Annotated in this window: 13 protein-coding genes; 7 read left to right on the forward strand and 6 right to left on the reverse strand. The window is 70.3% G+C overall.

What is annotated here, in order from left to right:
* The first annotated feature begins 46 nt into the window (after window positions 1–46).
* The 3 genes from DKT69_RS11385 (at window position 47) to DKT69_RS11395 (ending at window position 9,005) form a co-directional block, all read left to right on the forward strand.
* A complete protein-coding gene (locus tag DKT69_RS11385; RefSeq protein WP_109801532.1) occupies window positions 47–3,259 on the forward strand; it encodes an arabinofuranosidase catalytic domain-containing protein in 3,213 nt (1,070 codons plus the stop codon).
* A gap of 133 nt (window positions 3,260–3,392) precedes the next feature.
* Window positions 3,393–6,107 carry an arabinofuranosidase catalytic domain-containing protein gene (locus tag DKT69_RS11390; protein WP_109801533.1) on the forward strand — a complete coding sequence of 905 codons (2,715 nt, stop codon included), beginning with the start codon at window positions 3,393–3,395 and terminating at the stop codon, window positions 6,105–6,107.
* Window positions 6,108–6,266: 159 nt separating this feature from the next.
* Window positions 6,267–9,005 carry a beta-L-arabinofuranosidase domain-containing protein gene (locus DKT69_RS11395; protein ID WP_109801534.1) on the forward strand — a complete coding sequence of 913 codons (2,739 nt, stop codon included), beginning with the start codon at window positions 6,267–6,269 and terminating at the stop codon, window positions 9,003–9,005.
* 66 nt (window positions 9,006–9,071) lie between these two features.
* Here DKT69_RS11395 and DKT69_RS11400 read toward each other — a convergent pair whose 3' ends face one another.
* Together DKT69_RS11400 and DKT69_RS11405 are read right to left on the reverse strand one after the other, a co-directional pair.
* Window positions 9,072–11,474, reverse strand: a complete 2,403-nt coding sequence (locus DKT69_RS11400; RefSeq protein WP_109801535.1) for a family 43 glycosylhydrolase — start codon at window positions 11,472–11,474, stop codon at window positions 9,072–9,074.
* A gap of 132 nt (window positions 11,475–11,606) precedes the next feature.
* On the reverse strand, window positions 11,607–14,492 hold the full coding sequence (locus DKT69_RS11405) for a family 43 glycosylhydrolase (protein WP_201749587.1): 2,886 nt from the start codon (window positions 14,490–14,492) through the stop codon (window positions 11,607–11,609).
* Between the two features lie 348 nt (window positions 14,493–14,840).
* Here DKT69_RS11405 and chvE point away from each other — a divergent pair, with 348 nt between their 5' ends.
* The 3 genes from chvE to mmsB all read left to right on the forward strand — a co-directional run bounded on the left by chvE (window position 14,841) and on the right by mmsB (window position 18,856).
* Window positions 14,841–15,980 carry a multiple monosaccharide ABC transporter substrate-binding protein gene (gene chvE, locus DKT69_RS11410; RefSeq protein WP_109801537.1) on the forward strand — a complete coding sequence of 380 codons (1,140 nt, stop codon included), beginning with the start codon at window positions 14,841–14,843 and terminating at the stop codon, window positions 15,978–15,980.
* A 93-nt stretch (window positions 15,981–16,073) separates the two neighbouring features.
* Window positions 16,074–17,612: a multiple monosaccharide ABC transporter ATP-binding protein gene (gene mmsA, locus DKT69_RS11415; protein WP_109801538.1), complete on the forward strand. Its 1,539-nt coding sequence runs from the start codon at window positions 16,074–16,076 to the stop codon at window positions 17,610–17,612.
* Window positions 17,609–18,856, forward strand: a complete 1,248-nt coding sequence (mmsB, locus tag DKT69_RS11420; RefSeq protein WP_109801539.1) for a multiple monosaccharide ABC transporter permease — start codon at window positions 17,609–17,611, stop codon at window positions 18,854–18,856. The genes mmsA and mmsB overlap by 4 nt, the downstream gene beginning before the upstream one ends.
* A gap of 21 nt (window positions 18,857–18,877) precedes the next feature.
* Here the strand turns inward: mmsB and DKT69_RS11425 are convergent, their stop codons facing one another.
* The 4 genes from DKT69_RS11425 to araB all read right to left on the reverse strand — a co-directional run bounded on the left by DKT69_RS11425 (window position 18,878) and on the right by araB (window position 23,667).
* Window positions 18,878–19,909: an aldose epimerase family protein gene (locus tag DKT69_RS11425; protein ID WP_109801540.1), complete on the reverse strand. Its 1,032-nt coding sequence runs from the start codon at window positions 19,907–19,909 to the stop codon at window positions 18,878–18,880.
* A 95-nt stretch (window positions 19,910–20,004) separates the two neighbouring features.
* Window positions 20,005–21,516 (reverse strand): L-arabinose isomerase, encoded by a 1,512-nt coding sequence (gene araA / locus DKT69_RS11430; protein ID WP_109801541.1) that lies wholly within the window; start codon window positions 21,514–21,516, stop codon window positions 20,005–20,007.
* 30 nt (window positions 21,517–21,546) lie between these two features.
* Window positions 21,547–22,224 carry an L-ribulose-5-phosphate 4-epimerase gene (locus tag DKT69_RS11435; RefSeq protein ID WP_109801542.1) on the reverse strand — a complete coding sequence of 226 codons (678 nt, stop codon included), beginning with the start codon at window positions 22,222–22,224 and terminating at the stop codon, window positions 21,547–21,549.
* A gap of 3 nt (window positions 22,225–22,227) precedes the next feature.
* Window positions 22,228–23,667: a ribulokinase gene (gene araB, locus DKT69_RS11440; protein ID WP_368666237.1), complete on the reverse strand. Its 1,440-nt coding sequence runs from the start codon at window positions 23,665–23,667 to the stop codon at window positions 22,228–22,230.
* On the opposite strand from araB, the gene DKT69_RS11445 reads away from it, so the two are divergent.
* Window positions 23,645–24,007 carry a hypothetical protein gene (locus tag DKT69_RS11445; RefSeq protein ID WP_236647699.1) on the forward strand — a complete coding sequence of 121 codons (363 nt, stop codon included), beginning with the start codon at window positions 23,645–23,647 and terminating at the stop codon, window positions 24,005–24,007. The genes araB and DKT69_RS11445 overlap by 23 nt on opposite strands.
* Window positions 24,008–24,029: the final 22 nt, after the last annotated feature.

Raw genomic sequence — 24,029 nt, forward strand, 5'->3', positions numbered from 1 at the left:
CCCCAGACCGACTCGATCGGCAGACGACGGATCGGAGCCAACCCCCATGTTCAGATCCTCTACCCGACGGGTACCGCCCCTGCTCGCCGCCGCCGCGGCGATGGCGCTCACGCTGCTCGGCACCACCTTCACGATGCCACCGGCGGCGGAGGCCACGCAGGCCGCCCCGGCTCGACCGCAGGGACCGTGCGACGTCTACGCCGCCGGCGGCACCCCCTGCGTCGCCGCGCACAGCACCACCCGGGCGATGTACGCCTCCTACAACGGCCCGCTATACCAGGTTCGTCGACTGTCGGACAACGCGGTCAGGGACATCGGCATCGTCCAGCCCGTCGCCCGGCCGTTCGCGGACGCGGGCGGCTACGCAGACGCGGCCGCACAGGATGCGTTCTGCGCCGACACGACCTGCTTCATCACCGTCCTCTATGACCAGTCCCCCATGCACAACGACCTCACTCAGGCCCCCCGCGGTGGGTTCAGCGGCCCGGCCCTGGGCGGCTTCAACAACCTCCCGATCGCCGACATGGCGCCGATCACCGTCGGCGGCCACAAGGCGTACGGGATCTTCATCGAGCCGGGCATGGGCCTGCGGAACAACGACACCAGGGGTGTCGCGGTCGACGACCAGCCGCAGGGGCAGTACTGGGTCATCAACGGCCAGCACTACAACAGTGGCTGCTGCTACGACTACGGCAACGCCGAGATCGACAGCCGCGACGACGGCAACGGCACGATGGAGACCACCTACTACGGCAACGCCACCGCCTGGTACCGCGGTAGCGGAGCCGGTCCGTGGATCATGACGGACCAGGAGAACAACCTGGTGGGTTGCGTCAACCCGGGTAGCACCTCCAAGGTCTGCGCGGACCTGCCGAGCATCAACTGGCGGTTCGTGACCGCCATGGCCAAGGGCGAGCCGCACCACTGGGCCTCGCTGGGCGGCGACGCCCAGCAGGGCCCTCTGTCGACCATGTTCGACGGGCCGCGCATCAACGCCACCTATGACCCGATGCGCAAGCAGGGGGCCATCCTCCTGGGCAACGGTGGCGACAACAGCAACGGGTCGCAGGGCACCTTCTATGAGGGCGCGATGACGACCGGGTACCCGTCGGACGCCGTCGACCAGCAGATCCAGGACAACGTCGTGGCCGCCAAATACGACGTGCAGCGGCTGCGCATCGCGCCGGCGTCGGCGGTCTCCACCCCGCCCGGGCTCCAGACCTTCGCTCCCGGGTCCTCGCAGGACACCACTGTGACGTTCACCAACACCACCGGCTCCGCGGCGGTGGGCGTGAAGCTGAGCATTTCCCTGCCCGACAAGCAGTGGACCTCCGTCGTCCCGGGCACCACGGACACCTCGGTGACGTTCGAGGACCCGGTCGCACCCGGCGCGAGCGTGAGCGCGACCTTCAAGGTCACCTCGGGACCGGCCCCCTTCAACGGCGACCTGACCGGCAACGCCTGGTGGACGAGCCCGACGAAGGGCGGGCGGCAGTCCGAGACGACGGTCGAGAAGGTGCGGAACGTCAGCCCGATCAAGATCAACGAATTCCGCACCGGCAGCACCGGCAACTCGACCAACGCGTACATCGAGCTCTACAACGCCGGCGCCGCCGACATCGACATCTCGAACTGGACCCTGACCCAGCACCCGGCCCAGCAGGCCACCTTCTCCACGGTGACCGTCCCGGCCGGCACCACGCTGCCGGGCCACGGCTTCTATCTGCTCGGCCTGGCCAACTCCGGGCTGGCGGCCCCCGCCGCCGGCGGCGACACCACCGTCAACGTCAGGAGCACGACCGGGTTGGCGGCCGGCCACCAGATCGCCGTCGACACCGGCGCCGGCGCGGAGACCCGCACGATCGTCAGCGTCGGGACGGCCGCCACCGGCAACACCACCCTGTGGCAGCCCCTCCCCGACGGTCCGGTCGTCACGATCCCCGCCGGCTCGACCAACGTGCCCGTCACCAGCGTGTCCGGCTTCACCGTGGGCCAGAAGATCGGCCTCGGCTTCGGCGCCAACCACGAGGTGGCCACGGTGACCGCGGTCGGCAGGCAGGGCACCCAGGGGCTCCTGTCGGCGGACGCGCACGTGGGCGACACCAGGATCAGGATGTCCTCGACCGCCAACATCTCGGTCGGTGACCGGATCCGGTTGGACATCGACAGCCCCGGCCACGGGATCGAGTACGTCACGGTCACTGCGGTCGGCACCTCCGGCGCGAACGGCACCGGCATCACCATCGCCGAGCCGCTGCGGTTCGAGCACGCGTCCAACCTCCCCTACAGCGTGCGGGGAACCGGGGTCAGCTTCACGCCGGCGTCGCGCTTCCCGCACTCGAGCAACGAGCCGGTGCAGGCGCTCGGCAGCGGCATCACCCTCGACGAGCCCCTCGCCAACGCCCACGCCGTCAACGCGCCGGTGCGTGACACCGCGGTGGCGAACGCCGGCTACCCGGGGACGCCGGCACCGCACCAGTGGTTCGGCGGCCCGGCCCTCGCCAGCGCCGGCAACATGGTGCTGCGGGACACCCAGCAGCTGGTCGTCGACAGCCTCAACTACGGAAGCCTCGTCGACCCGTGGACCGCCGAGGGCTACCAGGCGACCTCCGGGGCGGGGCAGAGCGGCTGCCGAGTGAGCAACCCGGGCACGACGGGCGCCAACGGGCGCAGCGCCGCCCGCTTCCCCGACGGCAACGACACCGACAGCAACTGCGGGGACTTCCAGACGGCGAGCGGGCCCACGCCCGGGGCGTCCAACGACGTCAGCTTCACCCTCTCGCCGGGTCCCCGCGTCTCGCTGCAGACGACGGCGCCCAGTGGCTCCTCGAACTATCTCCAGCACGGCTCCACCACCACCAGCGTGGTGACCGGCCCGGTGACGGCGGCCAGCCCGAACGCCGACAAGCAGAACGCGACCTTCGTGAAGGCGGCCGGCCTGGCCAACCCGAGCTGCTTCTCGTTCGAGGCGGTCAACCGGCCCGGAAACTACCTGCGGCACCAGGGCTTCGTGGTCTCCCTCCAGCCCGACGACGGCAGCACCCTGTTCTCCCAGGACGCCACCTTCTGCCAGGTGGCGGGCAACAACGGGCGGGGCGCCTCGTTCCAGTCGGTGAACTTCTCGACGCGGTATCTGCGCGACTACAACGGCGGCGTCTACCTCGCCGGCCCGCCCGGCACCAACGAGTGGGACACCAGCGTCTCGTTCGCCGACGACACGAGCTGGCTGGTCGCCACGCCATGGGCCCCGGCACCGTGAGGCACCGCCCGCACGACTGATCGACCCTCACGATCGATCGGGTTCGACCGCTTCCGGTGCCCACCGGCGTCGGTGGGCACCGGAAGCGCCCGTCCCACCCACCACAGGACTTGCGAAGAGGAGCTGTCGCGACATGGTCAGACCCCCCACTCGCCCCGCACGCACGAGAACCCTCGCCGCGCGTACCGCCGTGGCGCTCGCGCTGGTCGGCACGATGCTGACGATGGCGCCGGCGGCGCAGGCCACGAAGCCGACCGCCCCGCCCAGAGCAGAGGGGCCGTGTGACATCTACGCCGCGGGCGGCACGCCCTGCGTCGCCGCGCACAGCTCCACCCGTGCCCTGTACGCGTCCTACGACGGCCCGCTCTACCAGGTCCGGCGCACCTCCGACAACGCCGTCAGGGACATCGGCGTGGTCGCCCCCGTCGCGCTGCCGTTCGCCGACGCCGGCGGATACGCGGACGCGGCCGCGCAGGACGCGTTCTGCGCGGACACGCTCTGCCTGATCACGGTCATCTACGACCAGTCCGGCAAGGGCAACCACCTCTACCAGGCGCCCCCCGGCACCTTCCGCGGCCCCGACGTGGGCGGCTACAACACCCTCTCGATCGCCGACATGGCGCCGGTCACGATCGGCGGCCACAAGGCGTACGGCGTCTACATCATCCCGGGCATGGGGTACCGCAACAACGACGCCTCGTACCTCGCGAAGGAGGACGAGCCGGAGGGCATCTACACCGTCTTCGACGGCACCCACTACGACAGCGGCTGCTGCTACAACTACGGCAACACCTCGACCAACAGCCGCGCGGTGGGCACCGGCACCATGGAGACGGTCTATTTCGGCACCGCCACCGCCTGGGGGCGCGGCACCGGCCCCGGCCCGTGGATCATGTCGGACATGGAGGCCGGCCTGTTCACCGGATACAACGCCCGGCAGAACGACGCAGCGCCGACCATCGACGGCTGGCGCTTCGTGACGGGCGTGGTCAACGGTGGTGGCGGCAACCAGTGGGACCTGCGCGGCGGCAACGCGCAGCAGGGCTTGCTGACCACGTATTACAGCGGGATCCGTCCCGGCTCCCTCACCAACAGCAACTACTTCCCGATGCACCGGCGGGGCGGCATCCAGCTCGGCAACGGCGGCGACAACGGCAACGGTTCGGCCGGCACCTTCTATGAGGGTGTGATGACGACCGGATACCCGACCGACACCACGGTCGACGCCGTCCAGGCCAACGTCGTCGCCGCCAGGTACGACGTGCAGCGGCTCAGCCTGTCGCGAGCCACCACGTTCACCCCGGGCACGGCGCAGGAGGTCACCCAGACGTTCACGAACACCACGGGCTCGACCGCGGTGGGCGTCAAGTTGAGCCTCTCCGCGCCGGCCGGGTGGACCGCCGTGGTCAAGGGCACCGACGACAGCTCCGTGACCTTCGAGGAACCGGTCGCGCCCGGCGCGAGCGTGAGCGCGACCTTCACCATCACCTCGGCGACGACCAGTGCCGGTCATCTGACGGGCCGGGCCCAGTGGACCAACCCGACCCGCGGCGGCCGGCAGTCGACGGTCACCAGCCAGGCGGTGCGCAGCGCCCTCCCGGTCCGGGTCAACGAGGTCCGGTTCCGCACCAGCAGCAACGCGACCGACCAGTTCGTCGAGCTCTACAACGCCTCCGCCGACGAGGTCGACCTCTCCAACTGGACCCTGACCAACACCCCGAGCGGCTCGGCCGCCGTCACGCTGGCCACGATCCCGGCCGGGACGAAGCTGGCGAGCGGCGCCTACTACCTGCTCGGCCTCTCCGGCTCGGGGCTGGCGGCTCCCGCCGCCGCGGGTGCGGCCACTGTCAACGTCCGGAGCACCACCGGCCTCGCCGCCGGCCAGCAGATCGAGATCGGCACCGGCTCCGCCCGGGAGACCCGTACGGTCGTCGGCGTGGGCTCGGCGGCCACCGCCGCGACCACCCTGTTCGTGCCGGTCACCCACGGTTCGATCACGATCCCCGCCGGGTCGACCAACCTCCCGGTCACCAGCGCGGCGGGCTTCACCGTCGGCCAGCAGATCGGCATCGACGCGGGCGCCGGCTACGAGCAGGCCACCGTCACCTCGGTCGGCAAGGCGGCCACGCAGACGACCCTGTCGGCGCCGGCTGCCGCGGGCGCGACCAACCTCAAGGTCGCGGCCAACGCCAACCTGACCGTCGGCGACACCCTGACGGTGGACGCCGGGGAATACAAGGAGACGGTCACGGTCGCGGCGATCGGCACCACCGGCGCCAACGGCACCGGCATCGAGCTGGCCGCGCCGCTGCGGTTCGCCCACCGGTCGGCCGTCGACGTGGCCGGCCGCGGTACGGGCGTCAGCTTCTGGCCGCCGACCGGCCGGCCGCACAGCAGCGGCGTGTCGGTGCAGGCGCTGGGCGCCGGCATCACCCTCGACCAGCCCCTCGCCAACGACCACCCGACCGGCGCACCCCTGGTCAGCCCCCAGATCACCACGGCGGGCTACCAGGGGTCACCGGCACCCGACCAGTGGTTCGGTGGCAGCCTCTCGGTCAGCGCCGGCTCGATCGCGCTGCGGGACGCCACCGGCTCGGTGGTCGTCGACGCCATCGTCTACGGCTCCCAGCAGAGCAGCTCGAGCGGTAACGGCACGATCACCAGCCCGGAGCTCGCCGTCCTGGAGGCCGACCAGGGCGGTGGCGGCTGCATTGCGGTGGTGGCCGGCGCGGCCGCCAACCCGGGCCGGAGCAACGCCCGCTGGCCCGACGGCAGCGACACCGACAGCCTCTGCCGCGACTTCGTCACCACCACGATCCCCACGCCCGGCGCGGTCAACACCAGATAGCGCCGGCAACCGCTGACAACTTCCGGTGTCCGCCTGACGCGGCGGGCACCGGAAGTCTCGGGCGTGCGGTCCCGCACTGCGTCCGCACGCCCGGCGACCGGTCCCGCGCAGCCGTGGGCCGGTCGCCACGCACCCTCTCCCCAACCTTCAGGAGGCATCGTGTCATCTGGATCACTCAGTCGACGCCGGCTGTTGCAGGCCGCCGGTATCGCCGCCACCGCCTCGGCCACCGGCGCCTTCGCCGTGGGCACTCCGGCGAACGCGGCCGTACGGCCGGCCCGGCCGGACCTCGGGGCCGGCGCCCTCCCGTTCGACCTCACCCAGGTACGCCTGACCCCCGGCCGCTGGCTGGACAACCAGACCCGCACCGTGAACTATCTGCGCTTCGTCGACGTGGACCGGCTGCTCTACAACTTCCGCGCCAATCACGGCCTGCCCACCGGCGACGCCGCCCCGAACGGTGGCTGGGACAGCCCGACGTTCCCGTTCCGCACCCACATGCAGGGGCACTTCCTGACCGCCTGGGCCCAGGCGTGGGCGGTGCTCGGCGACACCACCTGCCGGGACAAGGCCGACCAGATGGTCGCCGAGCTGGCGAAGTGCCAGGCCAACAACGCCGCCGCCGGGTTCAACCCGGGATATCTGTCCGGCTTCCCGGAGTCGGACTTCACCGCCCTGGAGGCACGGACGCTGCGCAACGGCAACGTGCCGTACTACTGCATCCACAAGACCCTGGTGGGTCTGCTCGACGTCTGGGTGCACCTGGGCAACACCCAGGCCCGCGACGTGCTCCTGGCGCTGGCCGGCTGGGTCGACGAGCGCACCGGCCGGCTCACCGCCGCCCAGATGCAGGCCATGCTGGGCACCGAGTTCGGCGGTATGAACGCCGTACTGGCCGACCTCTACCAGCAGACCGGCGACGACCGCTGGCTCGCCGTCGCCCAGCGCTTCGACCACGCCGCCGTGTTCAACCCGCTCGCCGCCAACCGGGACCAGCTCAACGGGCTGCACGCCAACACCCAGGTGCCGAAGTGGATCGGCGCGGCCCGCGAGTTCAAGGCCACCGGCACCACCCGCTACCGCGACATCGCCAGCAACGCCTGGGACATCACGGTCGGCGCCCACACGTACGCCATCGGCGGCAACAGCCAGGCCGAGCACTTCCGGGCCCCGAACGCCATCGCCGGATACCTGCGCCAGGACACCTGCGAGGCGTGCAACACCTACAACATGCTCAAGCTGACACGGGAACTGTGGCTGCTGGACCCGGACCGGGTCGCCTACTTCGACTACTACGAGCGGGCCCTGCTCAACCACCTCATCGGTCAGCAGAATCCGGCCGACGAGCACGGCCACATCACGTACTTCACGCCGCTGAACCCCGGTGGCCGCCGCGGTGTGGGGCCGGCCTGGGGCGGTGGCACCTGGAGCACGGACTACGACTCCTTCTGGTGCTGCCAGGGCACCGGCATCGAGACCAACAGCAAGCTGTCGGACTCCATCTACTTCCACAACGGCAGCACCCTGACGGTGAACCTGTTCCTGCCGTCGAGGCTGGTCTGGTCGCAGCGCGGCATCGTGGTGGAGCAGCAGACCTCCTATCCGGTCAGCGACACCACCACCCTCACCGTGCGCGGCAACGTCAGGGAGTCGTGGACGATGCGCATCCGGATCCCGGCCTGGACCAGCGGGGCCAGCATCCAGGTCAACGGCGCGGCGCAGGACATCGCCACCACACCCGGGACGTACGCCAGCCTCACCCGGTCCTGGTCGCCGGGGGACGTCGTCGCGGTCCGCCTGCCGATGCGGGTCGTGCTGGAGGCCACCAACGACAACGCCGACATCGCCGCGATCACGTACGGCCCGGTGGTCCTCTCGGGCAACTACGGTGACGCCGCCCTGAGCGGCCTGCCGTCCCTCGACCCCGCCTCGATCACCCGCACCAGCTCCAGCGTGCTCGCGTTCACGGCCACCGCGAACGGGAGCACGGTCGACCTCGGGCCGTTCTACGACGCCCACGGGCACAACTACACCGTCTACTGGGCCACCGGTCCGGGTGGCGAGAGCCCGCCGAGCTTCCGCCTGGTCAACGCCGGCACCGGCCTGGTCCTGGGCATCCGGGACATGTCGCTGGCCGACGGCGGGCTGGCGCTGCAGTGGGGTGACACCGGGACCGCCGACCACGACTGGCAGCTCGTCGTCGACGGGAACGCCCTCCGGCTGCGCAACGTCAACAGCGGCAAGGTCCTCGGCGTGGAGAACATGTCCACCGCCGACAACGCCCGCGTCCTGCAGTGGAGCGACAACGGCACCGCCGACCACCTGTGGACCGTGGTGGACGTGGGCGACGGGTCCCACAAGCTGCGCAACGTGCACACCGGCAAGCTGCTCGCCATTCTCAACGCGTCGACCGCCTGGGGCGCGCAGGCGGTGCAGGACCAGGACAACGGCACGCCGGACAACCAGTGGCGGTTCGTGCCCAACGGCGCCTGCCGCATCCAGAACCGGGCCAGCGGGCTGGTGCTCGGGGTGCAGAACCTGTCGACCGCCGACGGCGCCCCGGTCATCCAGCGGGGTGACACGGGCGCCGCCGACCACCGCTGGACCGCCGTCGTGGACACCAACGGCTACCTGCGGCTGCGCAACGCGCACAGCGGCAAGGTCCTCGGTGTCGAGGGTGACGCCGGCAGCGACGGGGCCCGCGTCGTGCAGTGGGCCGACAACGGCGCCGGCGACCACCGGTGGCGGCTGCGCTACGGCACCGGCGGCTACTTCCGGATCCAGTGCGCCGTCGGCGGCCGGGTCCTCGGCGTCACGGACGCCTCCACGGCCGCCGGTGCGCAGGTCGTGCTCGGGGACGACAACAGCGCCACCGATCACCTCTGGCGCTTCATCTGATCGCGGCGCCCTGAACGCCAGTGACGGCGGCCCGGCGATGCCGGGCCGCCGCGACTGTCATGTCGATCAGCCGCAGGAGCGGGCCGGGTAGCTCGCCTGGTACGACGCCGAGACGGGCTCGCCGTCGACGGTCGCGGTGGCGGTCACCGTCACCACACCCGCCGGCACGGCGGCCGCGTCGGTGGGGAACGACCGGAACTTGTCCTTGCCGGGCGGCACCGACCCGAACGGGCGCGTCCCGTACGCCGACTCCGCCGAGGCCGTCACGTGGATCGCCTCGTTGTTCGCGGCCCGGACCGTCACCATGACCTTCTCGCCGACGCACCGGGTGTCCGCCGTGACGGACAGGTCCAGCGGCGGTACGGCCTCGAACGCCCAGGAGTCGATCTCGAAGAGGTCGTCCCCGGCCGGGCCGCGGTAGGTGAAGTAGACGTCGTGAACGCCGGTGGCGCCCTGCAGGTCGGCGGTCACCTCGGCCCATTCGCCGGTCGGGGTGTCGACCGGGATGGTGCCGACCACCGGGCCGCCCGCGTTGTCCAGCCGCACCTCGATGCTGCCGCCGGCGGCCAGCGCCCGCACCTTGGCCGTCACGCTGGCCGCGCCGTCGGCGCCGAAGTCGACCGCCGACAGCGCCGTCCAGTCTCCCTCGTCGATGTCACGCACCACCAGGTTCGGCGCCGCGGTGCCGAACTCGGCGGAGGCGCCGTCGACCTTGCCGGTGGCGATGCCCTTGCTCCAGCCCAGGGTCTCGGCCTCGAACACCCGGTAGGGGTTGAAGTTCCGCACCTGGTCCACGCCGGCGTAGTCGCCGACGACCTGCTGGATGGTGCCGTCCGGGTTGAAGGTCAGCTCCTGGATGTGCGGGCTGCGGTAGCCCTGGGTGGTGTTGCCGTTGATGCGCTTGTTCAGCGTCGGGGCGTGGTAGGTGAAGTAGTACTTGCCCTCGAACTCGAACACCGACTGGTGGTTGTTGCCGCCGGTGCCAGCGCCGAAGAACTGCGACTGGTTGGGGAACAGCACGCCCGCGTAGGTCTCCTTCGGCCACGACATCGGGTTGTCGGAGATCATGTAGCCGATCTGGCCGCCGCCGGGGTAGCCCGGAACCCGCGGCTGGTTGCCACCGAAGTCGTTCCCGCCGAAGTGCGAGGAGTACGAGAAGTAGTACTTGCCCTCGCGCTTGAACACGTGGCCGGCCTCGAAGGCGACCGGAGCGTCGACCACGGCCGCCCGCCCCTCGGTGGCGACCATGTTGTCGTTCAGCTTGATGCTGCGGATGTTCTTCGGGTTGTTGAAGCGCTCGACCGCCGGCATGCTCGTCGACGCCGGGCCGCCACCGAAGTAGAGGTACGCCTGGCCGTCGTCGTCCACGAGCGGCGCCGGGTCGAACTTCCACGCCACGTCCTCGGCGCCCGGAGTGCTGCCGTTGATCAGGGTGCTGGTGCGCTCGCTGGTCCACGGGCCGAGCGGCGACTTGCCCGTGATCACGTTGGAGGAGCCGCCGCCGTTGGCGTAGTAGAGGAAGAACTTCTCCTCGCCGTTGACGACCTTCTTGGCGATGCCGGGCGCCCACGAGTTGCCGGTGAACGGCGCGACGCCGTTCGGGCCGGCCACCTGGATCTCGCCGTGGTCGGTCCAGTTCACCAGGTCAGCCGAGGAGATCACGGTGATCTGGTTGATGTCGCCGTAGTTGATGCCCGGGGAGACGCCGGTGGCCGGGTTGGGGGCGTAGCCCTGGGTGTCGTTGGTCATGTAGAGGTAGACCCGGCCGTCGTGCACGAAGCCGAACCCGTCGGCGCCGAACTTGTGCCCGATGAGCGGGTTGTGCTCGCCGGGGAGCTTGCCGACCACCTCGATGGTCTTCGATACGACGTACTCCTGGAGGGTCACGTCGTCGACCTTGAAGTTCATCAGGTGGGTGTCCGGCGCGGTCGACGGGTTCGCCGTCCACGGGGTCTCGACGAAGATCCGCGCCGTGCTGACGTTCTGCCCGGCGGGAATCGTGAAGGTGCCCTGGATGAGCCCCCACTGTCCGCGCGGCACGGTGACGGTGCCGAGGTTGGTGTAGGTGGAGCCGCCGTAGTGCATGGTGATGAAGAACTGCTTGGTCGCCGGGCTGTTCGGGTTCTCGTACTTCACCCGCGCCGTGACCAGGTAGGTCTTGCCCGCCTGCACCTTGCCGGAGAGGTTCTGCATCGGGCCGGATCCGGTGGTGCTGCGGTTGGTCACGAGTACCGCGCCCGTGCCGGAGTAGGCGTCCGTCGTGGTCGACAGCGTGGCGGTGTCCGAGGCGTTGCCGTCGTTCGCGAACCAGCTGGCGAGGCCGTCCTCGAACCCACCGTTCACGATGAGGTTCGGGCTGGCGGCCTGGACGGGCGCCGCCGCGACGGCGGCGGATCCCACCGCCAGGGTGAGGGCCGCCGCGACGGCCGTGATCCGTCGTCGGGACGATCTCAGCAATCGGTGTTCCAAGGCACTTCTCCTTGATCTGAGGGTAAACCGGAAGCGGTTCCTGGGCGCCCAGGCGCGGTTGCGGTACGGCCCGGCGGGGTTCGGGGTACGGGAGAGGGGGCGGCCTCCCCGGGCCGCCCTCTCTCCCCTCACTCACTCGCAGGCGCGCGCCGCGTACGGCGCCCGCACCGTCACCTCGGCCGGTTCGCCCTGGTAGCTGGCGGAACCGACCACGGTGACCTCACCGGCCGGCACGCTCCTCGCGTTGCTGGGGAACGACCGGGCCTTCTCCTTGCCGGGCGGCACCGCCCCGAAGGGCCGCGTCCCGTACGCCGAGTCCGCCGAGGCCACCACGTGCATCGCCTCGCCGTTGCTCACCCGTACCGTCACCATGACCTTGTCGCCGACGCACCGGGTGTCCGCCACCGCGGTGACGTCCAGCGACGGCTTCTCGATCTTGAGGACGCCCAGCCGGGCCAGCTGGTAGCTGAGCGCCCGCTCCGGCGCGTCGATCTGGTTCTGGGTGCCGAACGCGCCGGCCCGGGCCGCCTTCGCGTCGGCCAGCGCGGCCTGCATCGCGGCCCAGGCGTCCGTCGGGTAGTAGTGCCGGTCGAGCGTCCCGGCGTGGGCGATGGCCGCGTCGAGGTCGCTGGTGTCGAGCGGCCGACCCTGCGCGGTCAGCGTGTCGCTGAGCAGGTAGTTGTCGAAGTCGACGTGCCCGCCCTTCTCCTGGGTCGCGTAGTTGAACAGGCCCACCCGGTGGCCCATGAAGTGCGCGAGGCTGCCGTCGAGCGTCTGCGGACCGACCCGGTTGCCCAGCTGGTGCCAGGTCAGCCCGTCGAGGCTGTAGTAGAAGGTCGTCCAGAGCTGTCCGACCGGCGAGGCGAAGTCGAGGTCCGCCTTCACGTACACCTCGCTCGCGTCACCGAGGGAAACCGCCGTGCCGGGTAGGAAGTTCTCCAGCGTGGCCTGGTCGAGGTCGACCGCGAACGGCTGTCCCCGGTTGACGACGCCCAGCGTGTTCACCCCGCCGGAGCGCTTGACCGCCACGTACGAGAAGCCACGGTTGTAGGCGGCCAGGCCCACGACGTCCCCGTTCTTCATGCCGGAGATGTCCATCCGGGTCTCGACCGACTGCCGGGGCCCGAAGGTGCGCTGCGACAGGATGTTGCGGGCCTCCTCGAACCAGGCCAGCTCGGCCCGGTTGGACAGCTTGGTGTAGATGTACTTGCCGGTGACCACCTTGCCGTTGGTCAGGCGCAGCCACCCGTCCCGGTCGGTCAGCGACCAGTACCGGTTGTCCGGGGCGTGGTTCCACTCCCACGGCAGGTCCAGCCGCGACCCGTTGGGGGCGATCTCCTCCTTGGTCGGGTATTCGGCCGTCACCGGCTGCCCGACGATCGATACGTCGTCGATCAGGTAGTCAACGCTCGACGAGGGCGGCTGCGGGTTGGCCCACGGCGTCTCCACCGCGAACTTGAAGTTGTTCAGGTTCGCCGTCGTGGGCACGGTGTACTGGGCCGACACCGTGGTCCACTGCCCGATCGGCACGCTCCGGGACGCCATCGTCTGCACGCCCGCGCCCCAGTCGGCGACCAGGTTGAACGTGATGCTGTTGGGGCCGGTGGCGTACTTGACCTTCGCCGACACGGTGTAGGTCACGCCGTGCTGCATCCTGCCGTTGAGGAACTGGTTGGGACCGGAGCCGTTGAGCGTACGGTTGCTCACCTTCAGCGCCGCCGATCCGGTGGCCGGACCGGTCGAGTCCAGGCTGATCGTCGCGCCGAACTGGGTGCCCCACGGCGCGACCGAGCCGGACTCGAAGCCGGGGTTCTGCACGAGCTCGACACCGAGGAGCGAGTCGTCGTACGTGGGCGGCGTCGGGATCGTCCACTCCTCGTCCTGGTACGCCTTGTGCGGCGCGTCGTTGGCGAAGTCGTCCGAGGTGACGATGCTCTTCTGCCGCTCGAACAGTTCCTCGGCCGGGCTGAGCTTGATCGGCTTGTCGAATCCGCCGTTGACCGGCACGACGCCGTTGGTGCCGAAGGTCGGCCAACCGTCCTGCCAGGTGGCCGGGATGAGCGCCGGGATCCGCCCGATCGGGAAGGTGTCGCGGAAGAACATGCCGTACCAGTCGGTCGCGCCGCCCGGGCGGGAGATCGGCACCAGGCTGCCCTGCGCGAAGCCGTTGGAGTTGAGCACCCCGCGCGCCTCGTAGGTGTTCACGCCGCCGGCGGAGGTGTAGCGCCCGAGCAGTTCCTTGGAGCGGAACATGACGACCTGGCGGCCCTGGCCGGAGGGCCAGGTGATGATGACGGCGTAGTAGTAGCCGTCGATGTAGTAGAACTGGGCGCCCTCGAACAGCCCGCCGATGAAGGGCCGGCCGGCGTAGTTGTTCGCGGTGAAGATGTTGGGGTAGTCCTGCTCGATGGCCGTCAGGTTCGAGTTGAGGCGTACGGCGCTGGTGCCGCCGGAGCCGTAGAAGATGTAGGGCGTGCCGTCGACGTCGAAGAAGAGCGAGGGGTCGTGCAGGCCGCGCCCGAGCGGGGTGCGCTGCCACGAGCCGTTGTCGATGTCGTCGGTGCGGTAGAGGTAGGCACCGCCGAGGTTGTTGGTGTTGAAGACGACATAGAACGTGCCGTCGTGGTAGCGCAGCGACGGCGCCCACTGGCCCTGGCCGTACGAGTTCTGCCCGTTGCGCAGCGAGAACGCGTCGCCGATGCTCGCCCGGTCAAAGACGTAGTTGACGATCTGCCAGTTCACCAGGTCGTAGGACTTCATGATCGGCGCGCCGGGGCTCAGGTGCATCGTCGTGCTGATCATGTAGTAGATGTCGCGGCCCTCGTCGTTCTCCGCGGCCGGGACCCGCTCCACGCCGATGTCCGGCACGTCGGAGTTCAGAAGCGGCACAGAGTAGGTGCCGTCACCCTTGTCGGTGGACGTGTACGACGACTTGGGTGACCAGGCGTCGGCGGCCTGTGCGGCGCCGGCGGGCGCTACGAGCGCCGCGCAGAGCAGCACCGCCCCGACCCTGGACATCCATCCTTTACCCATCGGGCTCCCCTATGTTAACGTTAACATCAGCGCACAAAATTATTGAAACATTCACGACATATAGTGTCAATGGCCCTGGCGGACGACGGCTCCCACCAGCGAGGAGGCCGACCGGTGGCCGGCCGTACCGGTCGACACCGAGCGTCGCCCATGCGCGGCAAGGCCCGAGCTTTCGGACTCTCCCCGCCGTCCTGATCGGACTTCGCGGCCCTGCCGGCGCCCGATTTCCCGCTCGTTACCCCAGTGTTATGTGCGGGTGTTGACGGTACAGATGTGAACGCAAACACTGGCCGGTGCGGCGGCAAGCGCGAGTTCCACAGAGGGGAGAACTCAGTGAAGCGAAAGTTTTTGGCCGCTCTCGGCGGTGCCGTGCTGGCGATCAGCCTGGCGGCCTGCGGCGGCGAGGGCGCGGGCGGTGGGAGCGGTACCGGCGACAAGAAGCCGGCCGACCTCACCATCGGGGTGTCGATGCCGACCCAGACGTCGGAGCGGTGGATCGCCGACGGCAACTCGGTGAAGAAGAAGCTGCAGGCCAAGGGCTACAAGGTGGACCTGCAGTATGCGGGCGACGACATCCCCACCCAGTCCCAGCAGGTGGACCAGATGATCACCCAGGGGGCCGACGTCCTGATCATCGCCGCCATTGACGGCACGGCGCTCAGCGGCCAACTACAGGCGGCAGCCGACGCGAACATCCCGGTGATCTCGTACGACCGGTTGATCCGGGACAGCAAGAACGTCGACTTCTATGTCAGCTTCGACAACTACAAGGTCGGCGTGGCCCAGGCCGAGGCGCTGCTGACCGGGCTCGGCCTGCACAACAAGGACGGCTCGAAGGGCTCGGCGAAGGGGCCCTTCAACATCGAGCTCTTCGCCGGCTCGCTCGACGACAACAACGCCCACTTCTTCTTCAACGGGGCGATGGACACGCTCAAGCCGTTCCTGGACGACGGCACGCTCGTGGTCAAGTCGCGCCAGACCAAGATCGAGCAGGTGGCCATCCTGCGCTGGCAGCAGGAGACCGCGCAGAAGCGGATGGAGGACCTGCTGACCTCCACCTACCACGACGGTTCGAAGGTCAGCGGCGTCCTGTCACCGTTCGACGGGCTGTCCCGCGGCATCATCACCGCCCTGCAGAACGCCGGCTACGGCACCGCCGCCAACCGGATGCCGGTGATCACCGGCCAGGACGCGGAGATCGCCTCGGTCAAGCTGATCGACGACGGGGTCCAGAGCTCCACCATCTTCAAGGACACCCGCCTGCTGGCCGAGCAGGCCGCCATCGCGGCCGAGGCGTTCCTGAAGGACAAGAAGCCCGAGGCCAACGACACCAAGACCTACGACAACGGGGTCAAGGTCGTGCCGTCGTACCTGCTGCCGGTGGTGACGGTCTACAAGGACGACATCAAGCAGGCGCTCGTCGACACCGGCTACTACACGGCGGAGGAGGTCGCCGCCGGCCAGGTCAAGTGACGCCGCCGGTCGGGCCCGGCGGTGACCGCCACCGCCGGGCCCGCCGAGGCCCGGAGCGTTCGCGTACGACCCAGACGACGAGGACACGCAGCCATGGACGACACCATCCTCGAGATGCGCGACATCACCAAGACCTTCCCCGGCGTGACCGCGCTGCGGGACGTGTCGCTCACCGTCCGGCGCGGTGAGATCCACGCCATCTGCGGCGAGAACGGCGCGGGCAAGTCCACCCTGATGAAGGTGCTGTCGGGCGTCCACCCGGCCGGCAGCTACGTCGGCGAGATCCTGGTCGACGGCAAGCCGGTGCGGTTCCACGGCATCCGGGACAGCGAGGCCATCGGCATCGTGATCATCCACCAGGAGTTGGCCCTGGTGCCGTACCTGTCGGTCGCCGAGAACATCTTCCTGGGCAACGAGCGGCGCGGCGCCGGTGGGCTCATCGACTGGAACCGCACCAACGCCGAGGCCGCCGCCCTGCTCGACTCGGTCGGTCTCGCCGAGAACCCGGTCACGCCGGTCATCCAGCTCGGCGTCGGCAAGCAGCAACTGGTGGAGATCGCCAAGGCGCTGTCCAAGGACGTACGCCTGCTGATCCTGGACGAGCCGACCGCCGCCCTCAACGACATCGATTCGGCGCACCTGCTGGACCTGCTGCGCCGGCTGCGCGACCGGGGGATCACCTGCATCCTGATCTCCCACAAGCTCAACGAGATCACCGCCATCGCCGACTCCACCACCGTCCTGCGCGACGGCCGTACCGTCGAGACGCTGGACATGCGCGCCGGGGACGTCACCCAGGACCGGATCATCCGCGGCATGGTCGGCCGCGACCTGGACAGCTTCTATCCCGACCGGACGCCGTCGCCGGGCGCCGAGGTGCTGCGGATCGAGAACTGGACGGTGCGACATCCGGTGCAGGACCGCAACGTGGTCGACGCCGTCACCCTGAACGTCCGGGCCGGTGAGGTGGTCGGCATCGCCGGGCTGATGGGCGCGGGGCGCACCGAGCTGGCGATGAGCGTGTTCGGCCGCTCGTACGGGCGGGACATCAGGGGCCGGGTGTTCATGCACGGCCGGCAGGTCCGGACGCGCACGGTGGCCGAGGCGATCCGCAACGGCATCGCGTACGTCACGGAGGACCGCAAGCGGTACGGCCTCAACCTGATCGCGGACGTGTGCCGCAACGTCTCCGCGGCGGCGCTCGGCAAGCTGTCCCGGGCCGGCTGGGTCGACGGCAACGAGGAGATCCGGGTCGCCGAGCAGAGCCGACGGAGCATGAACATCAGGACGCCCAGCGTGATGTCGGCGGTGGGCAAGCTCTCCGGCGGCAACCAGCAGAAGGTCGTCCTGTCCAAGTGGTTGTTCACCGACCCGGACGTGCTCATCCTGGACGAACCCACCCGGGGCATCGACGTCGGCGCGAAGTTCGAGATCTACACGATCATCAATCGGCTGGTCGCCGACGGCAGAGCAGTCGTCCTCATCTCGTCCGAGCTGCCGGAGCTCATCGGCATGTGCGACCGCATCTACGCGCTCTCCGCCGGCCGGATCACCGGCGAGATCGCGGTGTCCGAGGCGACCCAGGAGAACCTCATGGCGCTCATGACGAAGGAGAAGGAGCCCTCCCGATGACCAGCACCAAGCCCGCCGCGTCGGAGCGCACGGCGTCGGAGAGCGCCCCGGCCGCCGCGCTGCACACCGGGACCAGCGACCCCCGTACGCTGATCATGCGCAACCTGCGGCAGAGCGGCATCTATGTCGCGTTCGTCGTCATCGTGGCGCTGTTCGCGATCCTGACCGACGGGGTGTCGCTGAGCCCGGGCAACATCACGAACATCGTCCTGCAGTATTCGTACATCCTCGTGCTCGCCATCGGCATGGTCATCGTGATCATCGCCGGCCACATCGACCTGTCGGTGGGATCGGTGGTCGCGCTCACCGGCGCGGTCTCCGCCGTGCTGGTCATCCAGCAGGGCCAGCCCTGGTGGCTCGGCGTGCTCGCCGCTCTCGCGGTCGGCGTCGCGGTGGGGGCCTGGCACGGCTTCTGGGTGGCCTACGTCGGCATGCCGGCGTTCATCGTCACCCTCGCCGGCATGCTGCTGTTCCGCGGGCTCACGCTGCGGGTGCTCGACAACATCTCGCTGTCGCCGTTCCCGGCGGAATACCAGCGGGTCGCGAACGGCTTCCTCAACGGCCTGATCGGCGGCCAGGGCTACGACGCCTTCACCCTGCTCATCGCGGCCCTCGCCGTGGCGGGCTACGCGGTCGGCCAGTTCCGCACCCGGGTCGCCCGGATCCGCTACCAGCAGCCGGTCGAGTCGTTCCCGCTGTTCGTGGCGCGGGTGGTGCTGGTCGGCGCGATCGTCATGTACTTCGCCTGGCAGTTGGCCCACGCGCGCGGCCTGCCGATCGTGCTGATCATCCTGGCGGTGCTGGTGCTCGGCTACGGGCTGATGACCCGGCGCACCGTGTTCGGTCGCCAGGTCTATGCGATCGGCGGCAACCTTCCGGCCGCGATGCTGTCCGGGGTCAAGGTCCGCACGGTGAACTTCTGGCTCTTCGTCAACATGGGCTTCCTCGCCGGGGTCGCCGGGGTCATCTACTCCTCCCGGGCCAACGGCGCCCAGCCCGCCGCCGGCAACATGTTCGAGCTGGACGCGATCGCGGCGGCGTTCATCGGCGGCGCGGCGGTCGCCGGTGGCGTGGGCACCGTCGTCGGCGCCATGGTCGGCGGCCTGATCATGGCGGTGATGAGCAACGGCATGCAGCTGATGGGCGTCGAGCAGTCCACCCAGTCGGTGGTCAAGGGCCTGGTGCTGCTGCTGGCCGTGGCGTTCGACATCTACAACAAGCGGCGGGCAGGCGCCGCCCGGTGAGCTGCCGGACCCGGCGGGACGTCAGCGGGCGCCGAGCCGCCAGGTGGTGACCGAGCGGTACGTCTCGCCGGGCCGCAGCACCGGCGAGGGGAGCGCGGGCTGGTTCGGGGCCTCCGGGTACCGCTGGGTCTCCAGCGCGACGGCGTCCCCCTGCCGCAGCAGCGCGCCGTCGCGGCCCACCAGGGTGCCGTCGAGGCGGTTGCCGGCGTACACCTGAAGTGACGGCTGGTCGGTGCTCACCTCGAGGTAGCGTCCGCTGGCCGGGTGCTCCAGCCGCGCCGCCCGGCGCATGCCGTCGCCCCGCAGGTGGTAGGCGTGGTCGATGCCGGCCGCCCCCAGGACCTGCGGGTGGTTGCGGCGGGTCCGGTCGCCGATCGCGGCCGGCGCGGTGAGGTCGAACGGCGTTCCCGCGACGGGTTCCAGGCGTCCGAGCGGGATGGCCCGGTCGTCGACCGGCAGGTAGGCGTCGGCGTCCACGGTCAGCAGGTGGTCGTCGACGCTGCCCGACCCGGCGAGGTTGAGGTAGGCGTGGTTGGTCAGGCTGACCACGGTCGGCGCGGCGCAGGTCGCGGAGAGCTCCACGGTGACGGTGTCCGCCGTCACCCGGTAGCCGGCGCGGGCCGTCAACTCGCCGGGGAACCCCTGGTCGCCGTCGGGGCTGACGAGTTCCAGGGTGAGGGCGTCGGCGGCCTGCTCGACGACGGTCCACAGCCGCAGGTGGAAGCCGTCCGTGCCGCCGTGCAGGCAGGTGCCGCCCTCGTTGGTGGTGAGCGGATACGTGGTCCCGTCGAGGGTGAAGCGGCCGCCGGCGATGCGGTTGGCGTACCGGCCCACGGTCGCGCCCAGGTAAGGGTTGCGCGGGGACAGGTAGGACGCCACGTCGCAGTAGCCGAGCACCACGTCGACGCGCTGCCCGTCCCGAGATGGCATCCGCAGTCGCTGCACGGTGGCGCCGAGGTCGAGCACGGTGAGCTCCAGCCCGGACCCCCCACCCAGGGTGTACGCCGTGACGTCGCGTCCGTCGGGCATCGTCCCGAACCGTGCGGTGGGCATGGGGTCTCCTGGGGCTGGCCGGGGTGCGGGCTGGGTCCGGTGGCGCTGGCGGGGTTCCGGACACCAGCGCCACCGGAGTCGGTGCGGGCCGAGGGCTACAGCCGGGCCGCGAGGCGGTGGTAAGCGGCGCTCCACCGCAGCTCACGCCGGATGTTCTCGGGGGTGGCGCCGGCGTCGATGACGACCAGTTCGGTGCCCAGCATCTCGGCCAGGTCGCGGAACTCGGCGGTGCCCACCGCCGTGGACAGCACCGTGTGGTGCGGCCCACCGGCGAGCAGCCAGCACTCGGCCGAGGTCGACAGGGTGGGCTGGGGCTTCCAGACGGCGCACGCGACGGGCAGCTTGGGCAGCGCCGCGTCGGGCTCCACGACGTCGACCTCGTTGAGGGTCAGCCGGAACCGCTCGCCCAGGTCGCTGATGCCCACCACCACGGCCGGGCCGGGGGCGGCGGTGAAGCGCAGCCGGACCGGGTCCTCGCGGTTGCCGATGCCGAGCGGGTGGATCTCCAGGGTGGGCTTCTGCCCGGCGATGGTGGGGCAGACCTCGAGCATGTGCGCGCCGAGGATCTTCTCCTGCCCGGGCACCAGGTGGTAGGTGTAGTCCTCCATGAAGCTGGTGCCGCCGGCCCGGCCGGCCGCCATCGCCTTGGTGGTGCGGAGCAGCACCGAGGTCTTCCAGTCGCCCTCGCCGCCGAACCCGTAGCCGTCGGCCATCAGCCGCTGCACGGCCAGGCCGGGCAGTTGCCGCAGCCCGCCCAGGTCCTCGAAGTTGGTGGTGAAGGCCTTGAACCCGCCGTCGGTGAGGAAGGTCCGCAGGCCGGCCTCGATCCGGGCGCCGTAGCGGAGTGACTCGTGCCGGTCCCCGCCGGGGCGCAGCTCGGCCGCGACGTCGTAGGCGTCCAGGTATTCCCCCACCAGGTCGTCCACCGCCGCGTCGGGGGTCTGGTCGACGACGTCGACCAGCTCGTTGACCCCGTACGTGTTGACCGAGACCCCGAAGCGCAGCTGCGCCTCGACCTTGTCGCCCTCGGTGACGGCGACGTCGCGCATGTTGTCGCCGAACCGGGCCAGGCGCAGCGTCCGCAGCTCGTGCGCGCCCAGGGCGGCGCGGGCCCAGGCGGCGACCCGCTCGACGATGGCCGGGTTGCTGACGTGCCCCGCGACGATCTTGCGGGCGACGCCGAGCCGGGCGGTGATGAAGCCGAACTCCCGGTCGCCGTGGGCGGCCTGGTTCAGGTTCATGAAGTCCATGTCGATGGTGGACCACGGCAGTTCGGCGCCCGCCTGGGTGTGCAGGTGCAGCATCGGCTTGCGCAGCGCGTCCATGCCCGCGATCCACATCTTCGCCGGCGAGAAGGTGTGCATCCAGGTGATCACGCCGACGCAGCGGGCCGCGGCGTTGGCCTCCAGCACCCGGGCGTGGATGGCGGCCGCGTCGGTGAGGACCGGCTGCCAGACCACCCTGGCGGGCAGGGCGCCGCTGCCGTCGAGCTGCTTGGCGATGGCCTGCGACTGCTCGGCCACCTGGCGCAGCGTCTCCTCGCCGTAGAGGTGCTGGCTGCCGGTCAGGAACCACAGCTCGGGGGCGTGGTGGGGATCAGCGGACATGGGAGGTCTCCTCGGGGTGGCCGGCGCCGGTCAGCGCTGGCCGTAGACGTTCTGGTAGCGGTCGAACAGGGAGTCGACGTCCCGCTCGGCGATCGGCGGCGGCCGGCCGAGCTGACGCGCGATGTGGACGGTACGAGCGACGTCCTCGCACATCACGGCGGCCTTGACGGCGGCCTTGGCCGACTTGCCGATCGTGAACACGCCGTGGTTGCGCATGAGCACCGCCGGGGACCGGCTCCCGGCGAGGGTCTCGACGATCCCGTGCCCGATGGAGTCGTCGCCGATGAGCGCGAACGGGCCGACCGGGATGTCGCCGCCGAACTCGTCGGCCATCATGGTGAGCACGCACGGGATCGGCTCGCCGCGGGCCGCCCACGCGGTGGCGTAGGTGGAGTGGGTGTGCACCACCCCGCCGACGTGTGGCATGTGCCGGTAGACGTATGCCTGGGCGTCGGTGTCGGACGACGGCGCGTGGTCGCCCTCGACGACCCGGCCGTGCAGGTCGCAGACCACCATGTTCTCCGGGGTCAGCTCGTCGTAGGCCACCCCGCTGGGCTTGATGACCAGCAGGTCCCGGCCAGGTACCCGGGCCGACACGTTGCCCGCGGTCCACACCACCAGCTCGTAGCGGGTCAGCTGGGCGTGCAGCCGGCAGACCTCCTCGCGCAGGTTCCGGATGGTCACGTCGACGTCGGTCAGGACGGTCACGTCTCAGGCCTCCTCTCGACCGGCGGCGGTCAGGGCGGAGCGCCGCATCTCCTTGAGCCGCTTCATGACCGGGTTCGCGCCCCGGCCGAAGCAGTCGTGCAGCACCAGGTACTCGGCGAACAGCGCGTCGTAGGCCGCAGCCCGCTCCTCGTCGGGCACGAACGCGCCCCGGGTGACGCGCCCCATGGCCTTGGCCGCGCTGGTGATGCCGGAGTACGCGCCGGCGGCCACCGCGGCGTGGATCGCCGAGCCGAGTGCGGGCCCCTGCTCGGAGCCGAGGACCGACAGCGGCATCCGGGTCACGTCGGCGTAGATCTGCATGAGCAGCCGGTTCTTCGTCAGGCCACCGGCGATGACCAGCTCCTCGACAGGCACGCCGCTGGCCCGGAACGTCTCCAGGATGACCCGGGTGCCGAAGGCGGTCGCCTCGAGCAGCGCCCGGTAGACGTCCTCCGGGCGGGTGGCCAGGGTCTGCCCGACGACGACCCCGGACAGCTCGTGGTCGACGAGGACAGAGCGGTTGCCGCTGTGCCAGTCGAGCGCGAGCAGCCCGTGCTCACCGACCGCCTGGCGGGCCGCCTTCTCGGTGAGCAGCTCGTGCACGGAGATGCCCCGCTCCTGCGCCTCGGCGGCGTACACCGCCGGCACGCCGGTGCGAGTGAACCAGCCGAAGATGTCACCGACGCCGGACTGCCCGGCCTCGTAGCCCCACAGGCCGGGGATGATCCCGCCGTCCACGACGCCGCACATGCCGGGCACCTCGCGCAGCACGGTGCCCGACATGACGTGGCAGGTGGAGGTGCCCATGATCGCCACCATCCGACCGGCCTCGGTGGCCTGGGCGGCGGGCGCCGTGACGTGGGCGTCGACGTTGCCGACGGCCACCGCGATCCCCTCCGGCAGGCCGGTCCAGGCGGCCGCCTCGGCGGTGAGCCGGCCGGCCGCCTCGCCGAGCTGGCCGACGGGGTGCTCGAGCTTGTCGACCACGAACCGCTCGAAGCCGGGGTTGAGCGCGGCGAGGAAGTCCGGCGGCGGGTACGCCCCGTCCTGCAGGATGCCCTTGTAGCCGGCGGTGCAGGCGTTGCGGACGTAGCCGCCGCAGAGCTGCCAGACGATCCAGTCCGCGGCCTCCACCCAGCGCTCGGTGGCGGCGTACACCTCCGGGTCCTCCTCGAGGACCTGCAACGCCTTGGCGAACTCCCACTCGGAGGAGATCAGGCCGCCGTAGCGCGGCAGCCACGCCTCCCCGCGCCGGCGGGCCAGCTCGTTGATCCGGTCGGCCTGCCCCTGGGCGGCGTGGTGCCGCCACAGCTTGACGTACGCGTGCGGCCGGCGGGCGTACTGCGGCAGCTCGCACAGCGGGGTGCCGTCGGCGGTGGTCGGCAGCACGGTGCAGGCGGTGAAGTCGGTGGCGATGCCGATGACGTCGGCTGACGGCGACACCGCGCCCACGTACATCAGGGGCTTCGGGACCGTCTTCCACATCTCTGCCGCGCAGACCGAGTGGAAGGAACTCGGCCGCACCTTCACCAAGGACAACGCGGTGCAGTACACGCTGGAATACAAGGACATCGCCACGAACACGTGGCGGCCGCTGGTCGACAGGAGCACGAACACCACCGCCTACACGGCCGACTACGTCACCTTCGACCGGGTGCTGACGAACGCGGTCCGGCTGAAGATCCTGGGTACGACCGAGAACGTCAAGGTCGGCGTCCACGAGCTCAACGTGTTCGGCGAGAACTACAACCTGGCTGCCTCGAAGGGCATGATCACCCCTTAGCCAGAAGCAGTACGCAGGGAGC

It is taken from the genome of Micromonospora sicca, assembly GCF_003172935.1.
Classification (GTDB): domain Bacteria; phylum Actinomycetota; class Actinomycetes; order Mycobacteriales; family Micromonosporaceae; genus Micromonospora; species Micromonospora sicca.

Excerpts from the sequence above, each read along its gene's own strand:
- DKT69_RS11385 (WP_109801532.1), top strand. The coding sequence starts at position 47 with ATGTTCAGATCCTCTACCCGACGGGTACCGCCCCTGCTCGCCGCCGCC.
- DKT69_RS11390 (WP_109801533.1), top strand. The coding sequence starts at position 3,393 with ATGGTCAGACCCCCCACTCGCCCCGCACGCACGAGAACCCTCGCCGCG.
- DKT69_RS11405 (WP_201749587.1), bottom strand. The coding sequence starts at position 14,492 with ATGTCCAGGGTCGGGGCGGTGCTGCTCTGCGCGGCGCTCGTAGCGCCC.
- mmsA (WP_109801538.1), top strand. The coding sequence starts at position 16,074 with ATGGACGACACCATCCTCGAGATGCGCGACATCACCAAGACCTTCCCC.
- mmsB (WP_109801539.1), top strand. The coding sequence starts at position 17,609 with ATGACCAGCACCAAGCCCGCCGCGTCGGAGCGCACGGCGTCGGAGAGC.
- DKT69_RS11425 (WP_109801540.1), bottom strand. The coding sequence starts at position 19,909 with ATGCCCACCGCACGGTTCGGGACGATGCCCGACGGACGCGACGTCACG.
- araA (WP_109801541.1), bottom strand. The coding sequence starts at position 21,516 with ATGTCCGCTGATCCCCACCACGCCCCCGAGCTGTGGTTCCTGACCGGC.
- DKT69_RS11445 (WP_236647699.1), top strand. The coding sequence starts at position 23,645 with ATGACGTCGGCTGACGGCGACACCGCGCCCACGTACATCAGGGGCTTC.